The organism is Carboxylicivirga litoralis (assembly GCF_025499605.1).
Classification (GTDB): Bacteria; Bacteroidota; Bacteroidia; order Bacteroidales; family Marinilabiliaceae; genus Carboxylicivirga; species Carboxylicivirga litoralis.
Genome location: NZ_JAFMVC010000003.1, coordinates 109459 through 129176, shown reverse-complemented (window position 1 = coordinate 129176; position 19718 = coordinate 109459). Strand labels below are relative to the sequence as shown.

General features: G+C 38.2%; 20 protein-coding genes. 2 read left to right on the top strand and 18 right to left on the bottom strand.

Going from position 1 to position 19718, the window contains the following annotated elements; genetic code table 11:
- Positions 1-123 precede the first annotated feature (123 nt).
- Positions 124-474: a carboxypeptidase-like regulatory domain-containing protein gene (locus J1N10_RS04335; protein ID WP_262325450.1), complete on the top strand. Its 351-nt coding sequence runs from the start codon at positions 124-126 to the stop codon at positions 472-474.
- A gap of 75 nt (positions 475-549) precedes the next feature.
- Here J1N10_RS04335 and J1N10_RS04330 read toward each other — a convergent pair whose 3' ends face one another.
- The gene (locus J1N10_RS04330; RefSeq protein WP_262325449.1) at positions 550-1005 is read right to left on the bottom strand and encodes a toxin-antitoxin system YwqK family antitoxin; all 456 of its coding nucleotides are present in this window, start codon (positions 1003-1005) and stop codon (positions 550-552) included.
- Positions 1006-1434: 429 nt separating this feature from the next.
- On the opposite strand from J1N10_RS04330, the gene J1N10_RS04325 reads away from it, so the two are divergent.
- Positions 1435-2787 (top strand): UDP-N-acetylmuramate--L-alanine ligase, encoded by a 1353-nt coding sequence (locus J1N10_RS04325; RefSeq protein WP_262325448.1) that lies wholly within the window; start codon positions 1435-1437, stop codon positions 2785-2787.
- Between the two features lie 25 nt (positions 2788-2812).
- Here J1N10_RS04325 and J1N10_RS04320 read toward each other — a convergent pair whose 3' ends face one another.
- From J1N10_RS04320 to J1N10_RS04240, 17 genes are all read right to left on the bottom strand, one after another.
- Positions 2813-5416 carry a PAS domain S-box protein gene (locus J1N10_RS04320; protein ID WP_262325447.1) on the bottom strand — a complete coding sequence of 868 codons (2604 nt, stop codon included), beginning with the start codon at positions 5414-5416 and terminating at the stop codon, positions 2813-2815.
- Between the two features lie 20 nt (positions 5417-5436).
- Positions 5437-6165 carry a GAF domain-containing protein gene (locus tag J1N10_RS04315; protein WP_262325446.1) on the bottom strand — a complete coding sequence of 243 codons (729 nt, stop codon included), beginning with the start codon at positions 6163-6165 and terminating at the stop codon, positions 5437-5439.
- A gap of 4 nt (positions 6166-6169) precedes the next feature.
- Positions 6170-6742, bottom strand: coding sequence for a chemotaxis protein CheB (locus J1N10_RS04310; RefSeq protein WP_262325445.1), 573 nt, complete (start codon positions 6740-6742; stop codon positions 6170-6172).
- Complete coding sequence (locus tag J1N10_RS04305; protein ID WP_262325444.1) at positions 6742-7563, bottom strand: CheR family methyltransferase; 822 nt, start codon at positions 7561-7563, stop codon at positions 6742-6744. The genes J1N10_RS04310 and J1N10_RS04305 overlap by 1 nt, the downstream gene beginning before the upstream one ends.
- A gap of 1 nt (position 7564) precedes the next feature.
- The gene (locus J1N10_RS04300; RefSeq protein ID WP_262325443.1) at positions 7565-8407 is read right to left on the bottom strand and encodes a CheR family methyltransferase; all 843 of its coding nucleotides are present in this window, start codon (positions 8405-8407) and stop codon (positions 7565-7567) included.
- A gap of 22 nt (positions 8408-8429) precedes the next feature.
- Positions 8430-10307, bottom strand: coding sequence for a PAS domain S-box protein (locus J1N10_RS04295; RefSeq protein WP_262325442.1), 1878 nt, complete (start codon positions 10305-10307; stop codon positions 8430-8432).
- Positions 10308-10355: 48 nt separating this feature from the next.
- Positions 10356-11432: a protein-glutamate methylesterase/protein-glutamine glutaminase gene (locus J1N10_RS04290; RefSeq protein ID WP_262325441.1), complete on the bottom strand. Its 1077-nt coding sequence runs from the start codon at positions 11430-11432 to the stop codon at positions 10356-10358.
- Positions 11433-11613: 181 nt separating this feature from the next.
- Positions 11614-12090, bottom strand: a complete 477-nt coding sequence (locus J1N10_RS04285) for a chemotaxis protein CheD (protein ID WP_262325440.1) — start codon at positions 12088-12090, stop codon at positions 11614-11616.
- 11 nt (positions 12091-12101) lie between these two features.
- Positions 12102-13001 (bottom strand): sensor histidine kinase, encoded by a 900-nt coding sequence (locus J1N10_RS04280; protein WP_262325439.1) that lies wholly within the window; start codon positions 12999-13001, stop codon positions 12102-12104.
- 26 nt (positions 13002-13027) lie between these two features.
- On the bottom strand, positions 13028-13891 hold the full coding sequence (locus tag J1N10_RS04275; protein WP_262325438.1) for a CheR family methyltransferase: 864 nt from the start codon (positions 13889-13891) through the stop codon (positions 13028-13030).
- A 9-nt stretch (positions 13892-13900) separates the two neighbouring features.
- A complete protein-coding gene (locus J1N10_RS04270; RefSeq protein ID WP_262325437.1) occupies positions 13901-14377 on the bottom strand; it encodes a chemotaxis protein CheW in 477 nt (158 codons plus the stop codon).
- An 8-nt stretch (positions 14378-14385) separates the two neighbouring features.
- Positions 14386-14832 (bottom strand): chemotaxis protein CheW, encoded by a 447-nt coding sequence (locus J1N10_RS04265; RefSeq protein WP_262325436.1) that lies wholly within the window; start codon positions 14830-14832, stop codon positions 14386-14388.
- 4 nt (positions 14833-14836) lie between these two features.
- On the bottom strand, positions 14837-16876 hold the full coding sequence (locus tag J1N10_RS04260) for a chemotaxis protein CheA (protein ID WP_262325435.1): 2040 nt from the start codon (positions 16874-16876) through the stop codon (positions 14837-14839).
- 12 nt (positions 16877-16888) lie between these two features.
- Complete coding sequence (locus J1N10_RS04255) at positions 16889-17254, bottom strand: Hpt domain-containing protein (protein WP_262325434.1); 366 nt, start codon at positions 17252-17254, stop codon at positions 16889-16891.
- Position 17255: 1 nt separating this feature from the next.
- Positions 17256-17621 carry a response regulator gene (locus J1N10_RS04250; protein ID WP_262325433.1) on the bottom strand — a complete coding sequence of 122 codons (366 nt, stop codon included), beginning with the start codon at positions 17619-17621 and terminating at the stop codon, positions 17256-17258.
- Between the two features lie 30 nt (positions 17622-17651).
- On the bottom strand, positions 17652-17963 hold the full coding sequence (locus tag J1N10_RS04245; protein ID WP_262325432.1) for an STAS domain-containing protein: 312 nt from the start codon (positions 17961-17963) through the stop codon (positions 17652-17654).
- A gap of 10 nt (positions 17964-17973) precedes the next feature.
- Positions 17974-19710, bottom strand: coding sequence for a methyl-accepting chemotaxis protein (locus tag J1N10_RS04240; protein ID WP_262325431.1), 1737 nt, complete (start codon positions 19708-19710; stop codon positions 17974-17976).
- Positions 19711-19718: the final 8 nt, after the last annotated feature.

Here is a 19718-nt window from a genome sequence, read left to right as displayed (position 1 = left end):
CGAAGTCGATTTAAAAGTTCAAGTAATAAATACTTAACAGACACTTAATTATCCAATAAAAACTAATTAACGATTAGGTAACATAGACGCTCTATTTTTGTCAGTAACAAATTCAATAAGATTATGAAGACACAGGTTATTATATTGGTTGCTTTATTATTTGCAGGCGTTTCAAATAGTAATGCGGAGAAGGAAGAGATTTCTAAAGAAACAGCTACAACATTAACTACCTCAATTTCTGGAACAATTACAGATGCTGCAACAGGTGAGAACCTTGTTGGAGTTAAGGTAGTTTTGGAGGAACTTAATACAGTTGTATATACTGATTTTGATGGTAACTTTGAGTTTACAGGTATAACACAAGGTAACTATACAGTATCTACCAACTACGTATCATACAAAACCGACGATGTCGTTTCGGTTGACACTAAAAAAGCAAATAACCTTGACATCAAGTTAGAGGCTGATTTGTAGAAGACATTTAATTATAAAATAAAAGAGCGACCAATATGGTCGCTCTTTTATTTTTATAGCTGTTAGTCAACTACACTAATACTTTTTTGTTCCAACTACTTTACCAGTTTCATCCCAGATAGTCCATGTACTATCTTTAGCTCCATCGTTATAGGACATTTCATAGCGCTTTACACCGTTCTCATCCCAGATAAACCACTTACCGTGTTTCTTTCCTTCTTTATAGTTGGCAATACCGGTTTTTACACCAGTTGGTTCATAGGTACTCCAAGTTCCATCCATCTCATTACTTGAATAAGAACGGATTTCTTTTGTTTTCCCATTTTCGAAATAAAGTGTGGTAAGCCCATGTTTTTCCCCTTCCACTACATTCATCTCTAACTTTTTACTACCAGATTCATAATATTCAACATATAGTCCTGAATATAATTCGTTATTCTGATTGTAAAATTTACCGTTTTTTTCAGTTAATTGTGCATCTACAGCTACAACCCCGAAAACCATTAGGAATACTAATACTAACTTGTTCATAAGGCCTCCAATTTTTACGTTTATACTAATTCCCAAAAGTCCTGTGTGTATACTTTTTTCGCATCAATATGACGTACGAAAACCCCATTGAGTTAACGCAAAGTTAACATTTAATTTACAATGAATAAAGGTTTTGCCTCTTTTTTAGCTCAAAATGCTTTAAAACAGCTTTTGAAACCATAACACAGAGCGAGTATTAACATTTTCTTAATATTAAGAATTACCCTATATTACTGTATGGCTGAGCATTAATCTTCAATCAAATATTTAAGACTTTATCACTAACCTAATTATGAACTCAGATAACTAAAACTAATATGGAAGTAATTATTCATCAAGTTTAACTTCTGTTTTTGGTTTAATAATTACATTTACCTTCACGTATAAGAAAACATTTTTTATCGGTTGTATCCAGGAAAAGTTAAGAAGATGAGAGTTCATTTTATAGCAATAGGAGGAAGTGCCATGCATAACCTAGCCATCGCCCTCCATTTAAAAGGGTTTAACGTAAGTGGTTCTGATGATGAAATTTTCGAACCTTCCAAGTCACGTTTGAAAAAGCATGGCTTATTGCCTCAAAAGGAAGGCTGGCAACCCGAATTAATTGGTTCGGATATCGATGCTATCATCTTAGGTATGCACGCACGAAAGGATAATCCAGAATTACTCAAAGCACAAGAATTGGGCTTAAAAATTTATTCTTACCCTGAATACCTTTACGAGCAGACAAAAGATAAAAAAAGAGTAGTGATTGGAGGTAGCCACGGCAAAACAACCACTACAGCCATGGTGATGCATGTTCTTAAAAAGTTGAATATGGACTTTGACTACATGGTTGGTGCCCAACTTGAAGGTTTCGACACTATGGTTAAACTCACTAAAGAGGCTCCAATTGCCGTTTTTGAAGGTGACGAATACCTATCATCTCCAATTGACTTAACACCGAAATTTCATTGGTACAAGCCCCATGTGGCGATGCTTACCGGTATTGCCTGGGATCATATGAATGTATTCCCAACATGGGAAAACTACATCAGCCAGTTTACGATATTTGCCGATAGCATTGAAAGTGAAGGCACGCTCATTTATTTTAAAGATGATGTTGAACTTGAAATTATAGCCCGTAATCAAAATAATATTCAGTCAATCCCTTATTCTACTATCGAAAACAAGAATATCAACGGACAAACTGTCGTTCAATGGGGAACAAAAGATTACCCAATGGAAATATTCGGCAACCACAACCTTCAGAACCTTAACGGAGCACGTCTGGTATGTAATCAACTTGACATTGACGATGAGGCATTTTTAATGGCCATGCAAAGCTTTAAAGGGGCTGCCAAACGCCTTCAACTCCTTGAGAAAAATGATAATTGCAATATCTATCTTGATTTTGCCCACTCACCAAGTAAGCTCAAAGCAACCGTTACGGCCATGAAACAGCAGTTTGAAGACAGGCAATTGATTGCCGTGATGGAGTTGCATACCTTCAGCAGTCTGAATAAAGACTTCTTACCTCAATACAAAGACACGATGATTGAAGCAGATACGGCTATCGTTTTCTTCAATCCAGAGGTATTAAAACATAAAAAACTACCTGAAATTAATAAAGAAGATGTGGTCTCAGCCTTTGCCCAGAAAGGCTTGCAAGTTATTACTGAATCAAATGAATTAGTTGACTGCTTAAAACAGCAGAATTACACAGATACGAATTTATTGATTATGACTTCCGGTAATTTTTCAGGTGTTGACATTAAACAACTTGCCAAAGAACTAATCTAATGAACATGTTGAGTTGTAGCTCAGGCTACAACTCAATACCTATTAACAATACATCATCTACTTGCTTAAGCTCTCCCATCCAATTGTAAAAATCGTTGGAGAAATGACGCTCAAAATGAGCCATTGTTTGATTCGGTTCAGCTTCTAAAGCCTCTCTAATACGTTTTGATTGATACTTACGCCCCTTTGGTCCACCCACCTGATCAGGTAATCCATCGGAGAAAATAAAGAACTGATCGCCTTTCTTATATTGCACAATGTTGTTTTCAAAGTCTTTCTCCACTTTTCTGGCTAATGGTTTACCACCAATTCCTTTACGTGAGCCTTTATAAACAGATAGCTCGCCATCGCTAAGGTAATACAATGGATTGTGCGCACCAGAAAACTGTAATTCATTTGACTCCAAATCGATTTTAACAAGCGCCAAATCCATTCCATCGCGTCCGTTGGAACCTTCCTGATCCTGACGCAGTGTGCGACGCACATCAAGGTGTAATTTATCAAGTAATTCAGCCGCTGTCACACTGTCACTTGCATTCACAATGTTATTCATCAGGAAGTAACCAATAAATGACAACAATGCTCCCGGAACACCATGCCCGGTACAGTCAACCGCAGCCACATAGAAATGATTCCCTTTTTTAAACATCCATGGAAAATCACCACTTACCACATCTTTTGGACGATAGAAAATAAACGATCGCGGGAAGAATTGCTGCAGCACATTGGTATCGGGCAAAATAGCAGTTTGAATACGCTGTGCATAGTTGATACTATCGGATATCTTTTTATTCTTCTCTTTTATTTCCTGTTCAATTTTTTTGAACTCGGTCATATCATGCGCTACGAATAATACCGATTCCAGATCTTTATCTTCGTTCAACTCAGGAATGGCCTTTATCTCCATAATAAGTGTCTGTTCTGCAGCTTCCACTTCAATTTCGGAGATAATTTGTTTTTCCTCTGAACGAATTTGCTTCAGCGATTCAAGCATATACTGTTTAAATCGTTCATCAATATCTAATTCAGTAACACGCTTCTTAACCAAATCATTCGATGAAACACCAATAAAATCAGCCACCTTTGGGTTGACATAAACCAGTTTACCGCCAGTATTAATACGGATGATCATATCAGGTGAATTCTCAGAAAGCGACTGCATACGACTTTTCATGCGTTCCTCTTTCTCAGCTCGTTTCCGTTCAGTTATATCTTGCGTATTGAAAATAATTCCTTTAATAGCCGGATCGTGCAATAAGTTCTTTCCGGTCGTTTCCAAAAAGAGCTTTTCTCCACTTTTCTTCAGGTAGGTGTATTGAGCTGTTTGCTCGCCACCCGGCGTTACCAACAAGTATTGAAACAAATTATTGATGGTTTTGTACCCGCGTGGAGTCATCAGCTCAGGATCCATACCCGATACTTCATCTTCCGGACTATAGCCTAAAATTTGCTTAACTGACGGGCTCTCAAAGACCAATTTCTGGTTCTCATCATAAATAGAAATAAACTCAGATGCATTGGTTAATAATGCTTCAAGGCGTTGCTGTGCATGCTCAACCTCCTGTATATGGCCTTCTAGTAATTTGTTAGATTTCTCTAATTCTTCTTGAGCCTCTAACATCTCAGCAGCATTCAGTTGCAACTGCTTCTCATTCTCTTTTAGTGTCACGGTCATCTCCTGCGACTCCTTCAATAGCTGCTCCGTTCGTTCGTTAATTTTCAGGTTGTAAAACGTACGACCGATCACACTACTTAGTTCCTCCGCAAATTTGATAACGTGCTTTGGAAGACTTTCCTGCAAATAACCAATTTCAAAAACACCTTGTAATTCTTCCTCTTGCAACAATGGTACGATCAGCAGACTTTTAGGCTTTCGATCGCCTAACAAACCAGATGTAACATGAAAATAGTCATCCGGGATTTCTGTGCGATATATTATCTGCTTCTCATAAGCTACATCACCCAACAATCCTTTACCAATGGGCACTATCTGTCTTTCGAATCGCTTCCGATTATGCGCGTAAGTCGCAATATTAACCAGTTGATTATTCTTCAATAAGTACAAACTACCTTGCAAACCACCAGAGTATTCAATAATACCACGGATGACATCATCGGCCAGAAGGTTGACTTTATTGTGAGTTCGTAAAATATCTGATATTTTCTCTTTCCCTTTTGACACCCAGTTGTAAGCTTCTTCTTTCGACTTGGTGTTTTTCAGATTAGCTCCCAGGTTGTATAATGTTTCAGATAGCTTACCATCCACTAATTCAATATCATCCAGTTCACCGCGACCAATTTTTTCAGCCAAATAAATATTTTTATTCAGCTGTTGCTTTAAATCATGAATCTCGTTACTAAGTTTCTTCTTTTGTTGTGAATTATAGTTAATAATGGCCAGAATAACCACTGGAATGGAGATAACCAGTAAATCGATGCCCCACACTAATAGCGAGCGGTGGATCACAGCAATGTTTCGAGCAGAGAAATACAATCCATCGAACGACATAAATCCTGACCATACCAAAAACAGTATGAACAATAATCCTAGCAATAACAAATACCAGTCGCGCTCGCTAAAGACCGATATTGAAATTAATTGCTTTATTTTTTTTGAAAATTTAGTCATATCTCGTATTTCTCTTGTAATTACTGTGCTTCGTTCAACTGATTCCACACTTCAACTAAATCAAGCTTTTTAAATGCGGCTACTTCCAACACAATACCGCTATCTCCATTTACTATGGGCAGAATATACAACACCAATGGCTTGGCATTGCCCGATCCGGATCCAACCTTAATATAATCGGCAGGAATATCAGTAATTTCCATTGCTTTATTGTCAGAAATAGCCTGTGCATGCAATCCATCTTCCAATTCAATTGACGCTATTGTAATCTCCTCATCAATACCATATAGCTTAACTGGTACGAATTGCTTATCATCATTACTGCAATAACCTACTGCTGCCATCACTTCGTAACGTTCCGTTATTGCATTCATCATTTCTTCAACCGTTTCGGCGCTAAGCTTATTAACTTTACCTCTAAGCTTAGATAATAGCAACTCACTTTCAACACCATCACCTGTTTCGTCTTCAAGTTTTTCCAGCTCTAAACGATTCAGCTTAGCTTCTAATCGGCTTATTTCGGCCTGACGCCTTATACATTCTTTGTCCATTTTGGCATCATCCGAGCCGTGCATGCAAATCTCAATAAAATTAAGAAGATAGTAAATGATATATAGAACAACGAAAAAAGATAGTATTTCAAATACGATAAAGGTAGTTGGCAACTCATCACCCATGAAAGCATATTTAACTAATGCAAACAAGAAAAATAATGCTCCCAGCAGGAATATATGTTTGTTTTTTCTCATATAATTAAATAGCTAATTGGTTTAAAAATGTGGATATCTCATCGGGAGACAATACTTTGTCGGGTTTAATTAATCGCGCCACACTTTTGGGCATCGTATCCATTTCGCAAGTCTTTGGGTCCTGAATAATGGTCAACCCTTTTTTGTCGGCGATATCCTTCATTCCTTTTGCACCATCTTTATTAGCACCTGTTAACACAATGCCAATTAATTTATTACGATAGACATAAGCAGCTGAAGTAAGTGTATGATCAATGGATGGACGACTATGGTTTAATGGTTTTTCTGTTGATAAGGAAAACGTACCATCGTATTCAACAAACATATGATAGTTAGACGGTGCCAGATAAACTTTACCGGCCATAATCTGTTCCTTGTCATTGGGTTCAATCACCTCCAGTTTTGACTTTAAACGAATACTTTCGACCAAACCTGAGCGCACATGTTTTAAGCGGTGCAAGCATATAATAACCGGCAACGGAAAATCTTCCCTAAGCTGCGACAACAACTTAGATACCACCGAAAAGCTTCCGGCAGAACCTCCAATTACTACGGCTTTATATTTTGGTCTAACCATTAGTCTCTTAGAAATTTAAACTTTTTATATATCTTTTCTTTTGTATCGATGCATTCAAAACGATCATCAAAAGGCGTGGCCAGTTGCTCTTTAACACCGAGACATAAATAACCACCACTAAGCAAGGTTGAATCAATAATGTTTTTAACCTCTGTATGATAATCTCGGGCGTAATATAACATGCAATTACGCATGATTATGAAATCACATTTAGTATCCAGTACTGTATCAAAACCCACTCGCCCAAAACTTACATTCTTAAGCAAAGAACTTTCAATACATGGTCCTTCTTCCGATTCATTGAAGTAATCCTCTAAACTATTCACACCTTCAAAACGCTTATAATTATAGGCGTTAACATCCATCTTTTTTGAACCAAGGAGTCCCTTTTTTATCCTTTCTACACCTAGCTCAGATGTACTATTCACAGTTATTTCTGCCTTATCAATACACTTCAATTCATCGAGCAGAATCAACAAACTATACAATTCTTCACCTGAACTTACTTGGGGAAACCAAACTTTAAAATTGGCTCCGGTATATTGTTCGTTAATGATTTTCCTAAGATGTCGCCAAAATCCAGCGTCTCTGAATAATTCAGTTGTATCCACGGAAAAGTAATGACAAAATTCATCAGCAAACGCCTCATTATCCAATTGTTCCATCAACTGTTCCACTTTGCGAATGCCATTCATTTCAATGAACTGTCCAAGCCGACGCTTAAAAAACGAATGCGTCATCTGCTTGAATGGCAAATTCAGCTTCTCGCTCAACTGCTCAGACAAAACCCTTAATTCACTGATGTTAAACCCCAATGCCATGCTATTGATATTTAAAATGAAACACATTGGTTTTAGTATACAGTGGTCCGTTTTTTGAGAACTTAGTTTTATAAAACCCAGTTAAACTTTCATGATTACCAAGTATCATTGACCCCTTTGGATACAATTGATTATGAAACATCTGATAGATTTTTGACTGAAGGTTTGCATTAAAATAAATCAATACATTTCGACAAAAAATCACATCAAACTTATTGTAAAATGGCACCTTTTCTTGCACCAGATCGTGCTGTCTTATCTCTACTTTTTTCTTGAGAAAATCTTTAATATTGATCCGGTCATTCTCCAAATCGAAATCAAAGTATTTGTTAAAATCAATTTTGGATATTCCCTGAATAGGCGACTTTTTAATGATGTCTTCAAAGTCGCTTAATTGCTTTTTATTGAATTCGTAACGATAACTTCCATTTGTACACTGACGTACCATTCCAAGGCTAATATCAGTTGCAAAAATCCTGGCTTGCTCCAACAACCCTAACTCATTCAGGATGATCATATTAGAGTACACTTCCATACCAGAGCTACAGCCAGCATGCCAGATATTAAACGTTTTTTTACCTTTTAAAGCCGGATACAGCTTTTCATAAAACTGCGGCCATATCTCAGGATCGCGAAATAGCTCAGTTGTATTGACCGTAATATCTTCAACCAAACGTTCTACAAAACCTTTATCAGTTTGAGTTTTATCAAGCAGTTCATCAATCGTCAAACCATTATCCAGTATTACTTTTTGCAATCGTCTTTTAATAGAATTATCAGAGTAATTGCTAAAATCATAAGGCGTATTGTCTTTCAATACTTGTAAATAATGCTTGAAATCCATTGATGTGGCCTTTAGAAATAATCTAAAACAATTCTACTTCTACCTGTTGAATAAAGGCTGTATACGAGTGATCTTCACCAACCTGCGCTTCTGAAAGCAGGAATAAAACAGGCTCTTCACTTCCTACTTTATTCTTAATTGGCGCTTCGCGTCGCTCTCCAATTATCTTACTCTTATCGCTATTTACAAAAGCAGATATAAACTCATCGTTAGCAGCGGTAGTTTCTGAAAACAACATTGAAACATGCTGTCCTAGTACTTCGCTACGTTCATAGCCCCATAGCTTTTCTGCAGCAGCGTTGAAGAATTCAACAATACCATCCTTATTCGTGGTAATAATAGAGTCGAGCGCTCCTTCTAAAGTTTTTTCGTTACGTATTTTAACTGCTTCAACTTCTTTAAATTGCTCTGTAATTTCTTTCTTCGCCTCTTCGAGCATCACCCCTAACTCATCTTTGCTATGTTTCAGCTCTTCTTCCATCTTCACCTGCTCGGTAATATCGTTTTCAAGACTCAGAATTTTAATTATCTCGCCTTCGTGATCAATAACCGGAGTATAGGTTGTTAACAAGTAAATTTCATCCCCCATTTTAGTACGGCGACGCACACGACCTTTAAAATTATGGCCATTACGCAAGTCAGTCAGTATTTGATCCATCTCGGCGGCATCGTCTTTAAAGAAGAAAATCTTAAGATTCTGCCCCTCTATCTCCTCCGGATTATAACGGAATGTTCTTAAGAAATTTTGGTTGACATTGATAAGTGTGCCGTCCGTCTCAAATTCGGAGCTGATAGCGGCATGTTCAATGGCTTCTAAAATACCCTTCATTTCCACCTCACGACGATCACTCTCTTCCTGGGTAGCTTGCATCTCTTCCAAATTCTGACGTAACTCTTCTTCCTGCTGCAACATTCGTTCAGCCTGGTTCTGCGTTTCTTTCAGAAGTTTAGTTGTACGAATAGTGTTTTGTACCGAAGAAATCGTTAATGCAATACTCTCAGCTATCTTCTCTACAAATTCTACCTCAAACTCAGCAAAATCTTTGAAGGATGCCATTTCAAGCACTCCATAGATTTCGTCATTTGTTTTTAGGGGCACAATCAATATTGAACGCGGATTAGCATCTCCCAATCCTGAAGTGATGTTCAAATAGTTATCGGGCACATCGGTTAGGTGGATTGTTTCTTTTTCAAGTGCACAACGCCCAATTAGTCCTTCTTCCCAATTTATACGTTTATCGGCAAATTTTTTTCTATCGTAAGCAACACAAGCCGTTAACTCAAAATAACGGTCTTTGTTATTAATCGTATTCAACAGATAGAAACCCGCCTGATTGATTTTCATATAGTCAACCAGGTACCTGATGATATTATAACTCAGGTCCTCAATATTATCATTTTCTTTTCGCAGCAACTCGCCAAAATGCGCTAATCCTTGTGTTACCCAGGTACGCTGATCCTCTTCAATTCGGCGTTGCTCAATGTCTTTTTTACTTTGAATCAAATAGTCGCGAAGACGTAACAAGGACTGCCCTAACTTATCATTACGATTATCAATATTTAGTTTAGATTCAAAGTTATCTTGTCGCAGGTTTTCAACAAATTCGTGTACCTGCTCACTTTTTGCCGCTTCAATCTTTATATGCTTGCGCTGCTTGCGGATAAAAACAGCAAAATTACCAGCTATAACGTAACCTGCAAAAGCCGTTATAAACGGTAAGAAAGTAATAAACCACAAACCCGGAAAAAACCTGTAGAGGTTGTAGAAAGTAACAGGTTGGTTAAGGTGTTCAAAAATACTGGTACTTGATATTATGGTTAGGATATAAATAATAATCCCTAGCATGAACCCACGTAAAGTATATCTGCTTTTGATATTCTTAATATTGACCTTTGCCATATGTAATTTTCTTAAATAGACGAACGATAAAAATAGTAATTATTACCATTATCCTAAGCGGGATAATAAATAACTGGCCATTTTGTCCAGCGGCATTACTTTATCAGCTGCATTTAGCTTAATGGCTTCCTTCGGCATTCCAAAAACAACTGAAGAAGCTTCATCTTGAGCAACGGTGTGCGCTCCCGACTCTTTTAGCTCCAGCAATCCTTTGGCTCCATCGTTACCCATTCCGGTAAGTAAAATACCAGTAGCATTATTCCCGGCATAGCGGGCGGCAGAGCGAAACAGTACATCGACCGATGGGCGGTGACGGTTAACCAGCGGGCCTTCCTTCACTTCCACCATATACTCTTTACCAACACGCTTTAACAGCATGTGCTTACTGCCTGGTGCTATTAATACGCGCCCCTGATAAAGTTTATCGCCATTCTCCGCTTCTTTTACTTCCAACCCACAAATATTATTCAAACTGTTGGCAAACGACTTTGTAAAACCTTCCGGCATGTGTTGTACAATTGCAATACCTGGCACTTTAGCTGGTAATTCTTTCAGAAAATTACGGATGGCTTCTGTTCCTCCAGTGGAAGCCCCCAAAACAACCACTTTTTCAGTATCAATAATTTGTTTAAAGCTGGATGCCTTGTTTAAAATAACATCGGCAGAGTATTTTGGTTTAACAGTGGTTGCCACTGGTGTAGCAATCTTACGTCGCTTCAGTTTTACTTGTGAAGCTGCTTTAACAGCATCACAAAGCATTATTTTTGATTCATTGATAAACTGAGCCGCATTCATGGCCGGTTTACCTATTATTTCGCTGGCACCGTATTCGAGCGCTTTCATAGCCACTTCGGTACCTTCGGTTGTTAAGCTGGAAATGACGACAACGGGAATTGGATGTTGTGACATAATTTTACGCAGAAAGGTCAATCCATCCATGCGCGGCATCTCAATATCCAGTGTAATCACATCCGGAATCTCCTTCTGAATTTTCTTTACCGCAATTATAGGATCGGCAGCCGTTCCCATTACTTCAATGCCCGGATCAGATTCAAGGATTGAAGACAAGCTCTGCCTGACAACCGCAGAATCATCAACTACTAATACTCGAATCTTTTTCTTCATGCGTTAAAACTTTACTCATTAACAGAAATCCCAATTTCCCTATTAAATCGCTTTCACACTTCAGACAGCACATTCTCACTTTTGCCATCCTCCTACGCAGAACTTTCATTTTCAACAACTAATAAAAGAACTACTCTTTTCACACTCAACACACAGACCACATGGTCTGCTCAATACAGGTTTAATATACCTTTTTTTCCAGAAACTTATGGCGTACTTCGCCTGTATCATTAAAAAAAATAATCTTCCTACCCCTTCTTCCGCCTGTGCTTGACGCTACAATCGGAATCTTTTTCTCTTCTAACATTAACCGCGCCACCCGAATGTTTCGTTCTCCAATCATGTTGGAGTTACCTGTTGCTGATTCGAGCAACTCACCTCCGCCAAATATTTTGGCTTGTATGTCTTTAATATCACTTCCTAAATAAAGCATGCGCTCTACCAGTTTATCAATGGCGATATTACCATATTTTGGCGATGCTAAATCGTTACCATTCCAGTTGGGAAGCATGTAGTGGTTCATTCCACCAATCTTCAGCTTCTTATCCCACAGGCAGATGGCAACACAACTACCAAGTATGGTTTTGATAACATACGGGTCTTTGCTTGCAAACAATGAAGAGGGGTATAGAAAATGTTGCAAATATCTATTATCCATCTATCATCATCTTAAAAAATCTCATCATCGTCATCAAAGAACACATCATTTCCGTCGCCACTAAAACCTTCAACGATATTGCGGGCCTCCGGAAGTGTTATTGAAAACTCTGAACCTTCACCTTTTTTACTCTTAATATCAATATCACCGCCTAATACATCTAATAGAGCTTTGGTGATTGACAAACCAAGTCCGTGTCCTCGGTTGATTGAGTTAATACCAGAATCAAGACGCTTGAAACGCTCGAATATAATCTTCTGATTCTTTTCAGAAATACCTGTTCCATTGTCTTTAACAGCAGCATGAAGCACATCTTCGTCAACCCACACTGTTAGAACCACCTGGCTATCTTTATAACTGTATTTTAAAGCATTATTAAGCAAGTTGCTTAAGATAAGCTTCAACTTCTCTGAATCGGTTTTGAAATAGAAATTCTTACCAAAACCGTGTTCAATATTAAATTCGATTTTAATATCGATGCCCATTTTGCGCGATATGATGTTGAATGAATCAACAACAGTTTGCACCAGGCTGCGGATATTAACTTTGGTAATGTTTGGAGCAATTTCACCCGCTTCAATTTTAGCGGCAACAAAAATATTACGCAACTGAAAATCGAGGTTAAACGCTTCGCTATGGATTAAAGCTACCATCGACACCACCTTTTTCCAGTCGTTCTTTTCAACCGACAGAATAGCCTTAGATAAACCAAGGATAGATGTAAATGGGTTAACTATTTCGTTAGAGATATTTGAAATAAAATGGCTCTTTAATGCCTCCGACTCCTTTAGCTTTTTTGTTACACTTTGGAAGTCTTTTGACAGTTCTTTCATCTCATTATCTAACTTTTTCCTTTCTTCAAGTCGTAACCTGAGTTCTCGTAAAAGTTGCTTGTCAGATAAATTGCTCATAATTAAATTTTTATATTCCGGACTAATTATACTTTTCTAAAAATTGTTGGCTTTATATGCTCCAACGGCACATCCATTCCTGATAATGATTCGGAGTGACCAATAAAGAAGATCCCTCCGGGTTTCAGATAGTTACACAGTTTCCCAATGACTTTTTCTTGTGTAGCTCTATCGAAATAAATCAGCACATTACGACAAAATATAACATCAAAGGTCTCATTCATATCGTAATGACCATCCATTAAATTAACATGCTTCAGCACGATGTTCTTTTGCAACTCGGGCTTCACACGAACGGTTGGGTTCAGTCGATCTTTGCTTTTCAGGAAATAGCGCTTCTTCATCTCAAGAGGAAGCAAGGTTATTTTATTTTCGGCGTAAACACCTTTGGCGGCTTTGGTCAGCACCTTGTTTGAGATGTCTGAACCATGAATGGAGAAATTAAAACCTGACGACATTCGTTTGTATTCATTCAACACGATAGATATCGTGTAAGGTTCTTCACCACTTGAGCAACCAGCGCTCCACACCTTAAAAAAACCGTTTCCATTATGTTGAGGCAACACTTCATCCCGTAGAAAATCGAAATGAACCGGTTCGCGAAAGAAATCTGTTTTGTTAGTCGTTACTACATTCAGAAAATTAAATATTTCTTTCTTTTGCCCGTCTTTGCTAAAAAAATACTCTTTGTATTCGCTGTATGATTTCATGTTCAGCTCACGAATACGTTTTAGTAAACGTCCCTGCAGCATAACGCGCTTAACGGGTGGCATCTTAATGCCATATTCACTATAGATAAAATCACTAAATGCCTGAAAATCCTTCTCCGATAATTCAGCTTTGAAAGCATCCAGCTCTTTGTCCTTTCCTGTATTATTAGCTGCAAACATTACTCACTACTAATTAACAGCGTCAATCACTTCACCCAGGCTGATAATATCTGTTTCACTAAATATTTTATCAGCATTTAAAATCATTACTAAGTCGTCGTTGTTTTGATACGATGCCAGAATATAGCCAGGCTTATAATCTGTTTCGATATCTTTAATATTAGCTTCATCAGCTTCAAAAACGTCTGAAACAGCATCTACCAATACTCCAACGCTCATGATATTACCATCAGCCTTATTAATATCTAACACCACAAAACACGACTGCGGCGTTATCTGAACACTCCCCAAATTAAATTTGGCAGCAGCATCGATAATAGGAATGATTTTATCGCGATGATCAACCACACCCTTCACATAAGCCATACTTTCGGGCACTGCTTTAGGCTCGACGTACTCTTTTATTTCAACTACCTTCTCAACGTGAACACCAAAAATGTTTTCACCAATTGAAAATGTAAGATATGCATTCACTTCCTGACTCATGCTGGTGCTTATTTTTCAATTTCTTGTACTACTTCACTTAACTCAATGATGTGAATAAACTCATCATTTTTATGGAGACTTCCGGTAAAAGAATGAACTAATCCGGTATTTCCATTAATCACAGATTCTTTCAGTTCCGACTCATCAAGGTCAAATACTTCCTTAACGCCATCAACTACAAAGCCAAGTAACGAATCTGTCTTATCATCCTCAGACACAACAATAACTGCTGTATCTTGTCCGTTTTCAACATTTTCCACTCCCATCATCATACGCAAATCGGCAATTGGAATAATGTTACCGTGCAGGTTAATCACCCCAATCAAATAGTCTTTGGTATTGGGTACCCAGGTCACTTTATCGAATTCAAGAATATTACGAACCTTAAGAGTATCGAACGCAAACACTTCTTTATTGATCAAAAACGATATAATGGATGTCATTTGTTCCTTCATGTGATTAGTTCTTAGTTCGATATTTCTTAACTGCGTTATTATGAATCAAGCGGTTAGTGTCAATAACCAAGGCAATTGTTCCATCCCCCATGATTGAGGCTCCCGAGATATTTTCCTGCTTTTTAAGGAATCGTCCCAATGGTTTCACCACGGTTTGATACTCTCCAATAACCTGGTCAACCAATAAGCCCACTTTTCGGTCTTCATACTTCACCAGAATTAACTGTTCAGTTCCTTTATTGACCACTTCTGTTTCAAAACTCTCGCGTAAATCGATGAACGGGTATTGCTCGTCATCGATATTCACCACATGGTTGAATGTCTTACCAAATGAAACGGTATCAAGAGCATGAATCTTCTCAATATTGGCAATTGGAATAACATATTGATTTTTAAATACTTTCACCAATAAACCATCAATGATAGATAAGGTCATTGGCAGCTCAAGTGTTAATGTTGTGCCTTTCCCAATTTCAGAATCTAACGATACTTCACCACGAATCTCGCCAATCTTCTTCTTCACCACATCCATTCCAACACCACGGCCAGATACATCGGTTACTTCTTCTTTGGTAGAGAATCCACTTAAGAACACCAATTCAAAAATTTCTTTACGGCTCAATTCGGTATTGGCATCAATCAACCCTTTATTGATGGCTTTGTTGCGGATAAATTCCGGATCGATACCTTTACCATCGTCCATCACTTCAACCATTACACTGGCACCGGAGTAATAGGCTTTGAAAAGAATGGTTCCTTTTGGTGCTTTACCATTTTTAATACGTTCATCGGGCATTTCAATTCCATGGTCAACAGCATTACGAATAATATGTAACAATGGGTCGGTTAAATGCTCAATGATGTTTTTATCTAATTCGATATCTCCTCCTTCAATGACAAAATCGATATCTTTATCCAATTCCTTCGATAAGTCGCGAACCAAACGTTGAAAACGCATCAACTCGCTCTGCAATGGGATCAGACTTATAGAGAAGGCGTTGTCGCGCAACTGGCGGCTCAGCTTTTGAATATTTTCTGCCAACGCTAAAACAGCAGGGTTACCATCGTTTTCGGCAAACAGGTTAAGCTGCGCCTGAATGGTTACTAACTCACTTACCAGGTTAACCAACTCATCAATTTTAGTTGAATTAACACGGATACTTGAAATTTTATGCTCCTTAAGCTGAACTTTCTTTTTAGTCTCTTTCTTATCCTGACCAGGGATTGATGCGGCTGCTTTGGCGATTAGGTCTTCTTTCGTCAGGCTCTTTTGCAGCTTGGAAGCTTCTTCAATAGTACTTGAAATAGCTTCTGCCGTCAACAAGTTACCCGAACCAATCTCTTCAATGCTTATTTCGCATTCGTCTTCAACGAAAATGAATACATCTTTAATATCGTTCACCGACTCTTCGGTGTTAAGAACAACCTGCCAGTGACAGTAACTATTAACAGGGTTGAAATTGCTAAGAACAGGCACCTTTTCGTAAAAAGCCACCACTTTAGCTTCGCCCATTGCATGAAGATCGTCTAACAAATAAAATGGATTCGTACCATTCCTAAGGATTTCTTCATTGGGCTTTATAGTGATCAAAAATGTTTTTGAACCATCGTCTTTTACTGTACTTGCACTGCTTGCTGATGCAACGGGAGCTGCGGCAGGTGCATCGCTATTCGAAAACTGTTGGACGCGTTGAATAAAAGCAGCCTGGTTAGCTAGTTCATCAGCATCATCAACATCACCCATTTCCAACATGTTTTTAATGTGGTCGATGGATTCGAATGTGAGTGAAATAATATCATCGGTAACGCTTAGTTTATTATTTCTAACCAAGTCGAAAACCGTTTCGAGGTGATGGGTAAATTCACTCAACTGGTTAAAGCCAAACATTGCTCCTCCGCCCTTTAGCGTGTGCATTGCTCGGAAAATACGCTCAATAATCTCATTATTTGAGGTATCTTTCTCCAGAAGCAACAGCGCTTCCTCTAAGTCATGAACATTATCGTTTGACTCTTCTACAAATTTTGCCTTAAACTTATCAATCATTTGTTTGTGCTTTTAACCGGTGATGGTGTTAAAATAGTCTATCAAAACGTGCTTTTCCTCCTCAGTTTGTGGTGTATGAGCTTCTTCATTAGTCAATAATTGCTGTAAAACCGACACAGCCGATTTAGTTTTCTCCAGCATGCACCCATTTACATCCAGCTTATTGTTTAGCACTTCCTTATAGGCTTGCTCAATAGGAGTCGCAATGACCGGCATCTCTTTGAAACCTACCATTGGTGCTGTTCCTTTGATATTGTGCATGGTGCGAACCACCATTTCCACAGCATCGTGAGACAGGCGTGTTGGTTGTGCCAATTCTTGCTCCAACTCAGCAAGGTTATCAGACGTTTCTTTGATAAAAATATTCTTAACTCTCATCTTATCTTAAGACACGAGAAATTGCGCTCAACAACTTAGCTGGTACGAAAGGTTTAATAATCCATCCGGTTGCGCCGGCCTGCTTTGCTTCCATTTTCTTCGAAGCTTGCGATTCAGTTGTTAAAAATAAGATTGGAATATGCTTATAAGCATCAATCTCCCTGATTTTTCTAATTAATCCTAAACCATCAAGGTTAGGCATGTGAAGGTCGGTGATAACAATATCAATCGTTCTGCCATCCAGGAACTTTTGTGCATCTTCGCCATCAACACCAACTAATACTTCGTAACCTTCGTTCTGAAGGGTAAAGTTGACTACTTCGCGGATACTTTCTGAATCATCAACGATGAGAACTGTCTTAGCCATAATGTATTTTTCTAGTTATAATATTTTAGGTTAATTAAGCACGTATTGGAATCCTGAGTTTTTAACCAAAGTTTGAAGCTCTGGTTTCAACTCCGAAATAATGGTTGTTGTTTTACCATTAGCCTTTAAAGTGGCCTTCAATGACAACACCAGTTGTATAAAAGTAACATCCACACTTTCCGGATTATCAATTTCGATTTGAAGATCTTTATCGGTTTTAAGCCTGCTTTTTACCGCCTCAGCAATCTTTTCAATATGATTGATAATAAGTTGTCCTGAGAAACGAAGAATCGTTTGCTCAGGTAACTCATCATGAATGACTGTATATGGTAATTTATCCATTATCTACGTCTTAGAATTTCTCGTAATTATCTAAATCAAAGTCCTTATCAAAGTTAGAGAAAGGATTCTCTGATTGCTTTGTTTTATCAACCGGCTTAGCTTCAGGCTTCTTCACCTCTTTTTTAGGAGCTGAACCTTTAGGCTTTACTTCAGTCTTAGGTTGAGCAACCTTTTCAGCGACTTTTTTAGTTGTTGCCTTTTTGCTGGTAGCATCTAACTTAAAATAGCTAACTACTTCGTTTAAGTTATCTGCCAGATTAGCCAATTGATCAGAACTCTGCGTTAATTCATCCGATGAAGAAGCGTTTTCCTGAGTAATCATATTCAACTGCTGCATCGCTAAGTTAATTTGCTCTGCACCTGTTTTCTGCTCCATACTGGCCGCAGAAATCTCTTTAATCAGTTGCGTTGTCTTTTCAATATCAGGAACAAGCGCTTTCGATTTCTCACCCGCCTCAGTTGACACTTTTAAGCCTGTTGACACCAACGAAACAATCTCATCAGCGGCCGATTTACTGCGCTCAGCTAACTTACGAACTTCGGCAGCTACCACAGAGAAACCACGTCCATGTTCACCTGCACGGGCTGCCTCAACAGCAGCATTCAACGCCAATATATTCGTCTGGAAAGCGATATCACTAATGATTGTTATCTTTTCTGATACATCTTTCATGACTTTAGCGGCCTGTGATGACAACTCATCAGCTACACTAACATCTTTAGCTGTTTCAACAGTAATCTTTTCGGTTTGAATAGAGTTATCTGTATTCTGGTCGATATTAGCCACCATTTCTTCAATTGAAGTAGAAACTTCTTCGGCAGAAGCTGCCTGGTCGGCAGAACCTTTAGACAACTGCAAAGAACTCGACTTTAGCTGAGTACTTGAGGTTACCAGGTCGTCGGCATTTGACTTAATAGTATTAACCGTACGTTTAAGGTTTTCAGCCATGTTAACCAAAGCCTTAGCTAAATCACCAATTTCATCATTCTGATCTACATCAACTGTTGCCGTTAAATCACCTTCTCCAATAGCCTGCGCAAATGTAACACCTTTGTTAAGCGGTGCCACAATTGAGTTATACAACAAGTAAGCTGTGATAAGTGCACCAGCAATAACCAATAAACTCATAATGATGATAACAATTTGTAAAACTGTAAAACTACCATTACTATCAGTTAATGCCTCGTTAGTGGCTTCTTCGTATTTGGTCACCAATTCTTTAATCTGCTCATCTACCTCTGCAGTAAGCATAATGATCTCGCCTCCATCCTGTACTTTATCTTCTGTTTCAAACTTGATCATTACGTCTTCATAAGCTTCAAATGAATTCAAGCTACTCATGACATACTGCTGAATTTGAAAAAGTGTATCAACATCGTGAAAGATATGGTTCAACTCATCAACATCACCCTTATCTTCCCATTCCTTACTAAGCGTCAGTAAACTTTCCTTTAACTGAGGAAAACTCTTTTCATGGAGGTCTTTCAAACGAAGCTTATCCGGTGTATCGGTTTGAATATCGATAAATACCCAACTACGAATTAACATCTTACTGTCGATTACCAGATCGCTCAGGTTACTTAATTTCTCTAAAGATGGTGTGTAAACCTCTGTTAATAATTTGTTCTTACTCTTACTACCTGTTAGTGTTGAGAAGGTCCAAACACCTTGCACAATGATTAATAACAGGATTAATCCAAACCCAGCCAGCAATTTTTGGGCAATATTCAGTTTGATGTTTTTCATACTTTACT

What these genes read in the sequence shown, in the direction of transcription:
- J1N10_RS04280 (WP_262325439.1), bottom strand. Translation starts at nt 13,001, where the DNA reads ATGAGCAATTTATCTGACAAGCAACTTTTACGAGAACTCAGGTTACGA.
- J1N10_RS04260 (WP_262325435.1), bottom strand. Translation starts at nt 16,876, where the DNA reads ATGATTGATAAGTTTAAGGCAAAATTTGTAGAAGAGTCAAACGATAAT.
- J1N10_RS04320 (WP_262325447.1), bottom strand. Translation starts at nt 5,416, where the DNA reads ATGACTAAATTTTCAAAAAAAATAAAGCAATTAATTTCAATATCGGTC.
- J1N10_RS04245 (WP_262325432.1), bottom strand. Translation starts at nt 17,963, where the DNA reads ATGGATAAATTACCATATACAGTCATTCATGATGAGTTACCTGAGCAA.
- J1N10_RS04240 (WP_262325431.1), bottom strand. Translation starts at nt 19,710, where the DNA reads ATGAAAAACATCAAACTGAATATTGCCCAAAAATTGCTGGCTGGGTTT.
- J1N10_RS04315 (WP_262325446.1), bottom strand. Translation starts at nt 6,165, where the DNA reads ATGAGAAAAAACAAACATATATTCCTGCTGGGAGCATTATTTTTCTTG.
- J1N10_RS04335 (WP_262325450.1), top strand. Translation starts at nt 124, where the DNA reads ATGAAGACACAGGTTATTATATTGGTTGCTTTATTATTTGCAGGCGTT.
- J1N10_RS04305 (WP_262325444.1), bottom strand. Translation starts at nt 7,563, where the DNA reads ATGGCATTGGGGTTTAACATCAGTGAATTAAGGGTTTTGTCTGAGCAG.
- J1N10_RS04255 (WP_262325434.1), bottom strand. Translation starts at nt 17,254, where the DNA reads ATGAGAGTTAAGAATATTTTTATCAAAGAAACGTCTGATAACCTTGCT.
- J1N10_RS04290 (WP_262325441.1), bottom strand. Translation starts at nt 11,432, where the DNA reads ATGAAGAAAAAGATTCGAGTATTAGTAGTTGATGATTCTGCGGTTGTC.
- J1N10_RS04270 (WP_262325437.1), bottom strand. Translation starts at nt 14,377, where the DNA reads ATGAGTCAGGAAGTGAATGCATATCTTACATTTTCAATTGGTGAAAAC.
- J1N10_RS04300 (WP_262325443.1), bottom strand. Translation starts at nt 8,407, where the DNA reads ATGGATTTCAAGCATTATTTACAAGTATTGAAAGACAATACGCCTTAT.
- J1N10_RS04250 (WP_262325433.1), bottom strand. Translation starts at nt 17,621, where the DNA reads ATGGCTAAGACAGTTCTCATCGTTGATGATTCAGAAAGTATCCGCGAA.
- J1N10_RS04285 (WP_262325440.1), bottom strand. Translation starts at nt 12,090, where the DNA reads ATGGATAATAGATATTTGCAACATTTTCTATACCCCTCTTCATTGTTT.
- J1N10_RS04310 (WP_262325445.1), bottom strand. Translation starts at nt 6,742, where the DNA reads ATGGTTAGACCAAAATATAAAGCCGTAGTAATTGGAGGTTCTGCCGGA.
- J1N10_RS04265 (WP_262325436.1), bottom strand. Translation starts at nt 14,832, where the DNA reads ATGAAGGAACAAATGACATCCATTATATCGTTTTTGATCAATAAAGAA.
- J1N10_RS04330 (WP_262325449.1), bottom strand. Translation starts at nt 1,005, where the DNA reads ATGAACAAGTTAGTATTAGTATTCCTAATGGTTTTCGGGGTTGTAGCT.
- J1N10_RS04295 (WP_262325442.1), bottom strand. Translation starts at nt 10,307, where the DNA reads ATGGCAAAGGTCAATATTAAGAATATCAAAAGCAGATATACTTTACGT.
- J1N10_RS04325 (WP_262325448.1), top strand. Translation starts at nt 1,435, where the DNA reads ATGAGAGTTCATTTTATAGCAATAGGAGGAAGTGCCATGCATAACCTA.
- J1N10_RS04275 (WP_262325438.1), bottom strand. Translation starts at nt 13,891, where the DNA reads ATGTTTGCAGCTAATAATACAGGAAAGGACAAAGAGCTGGATGCTTTC.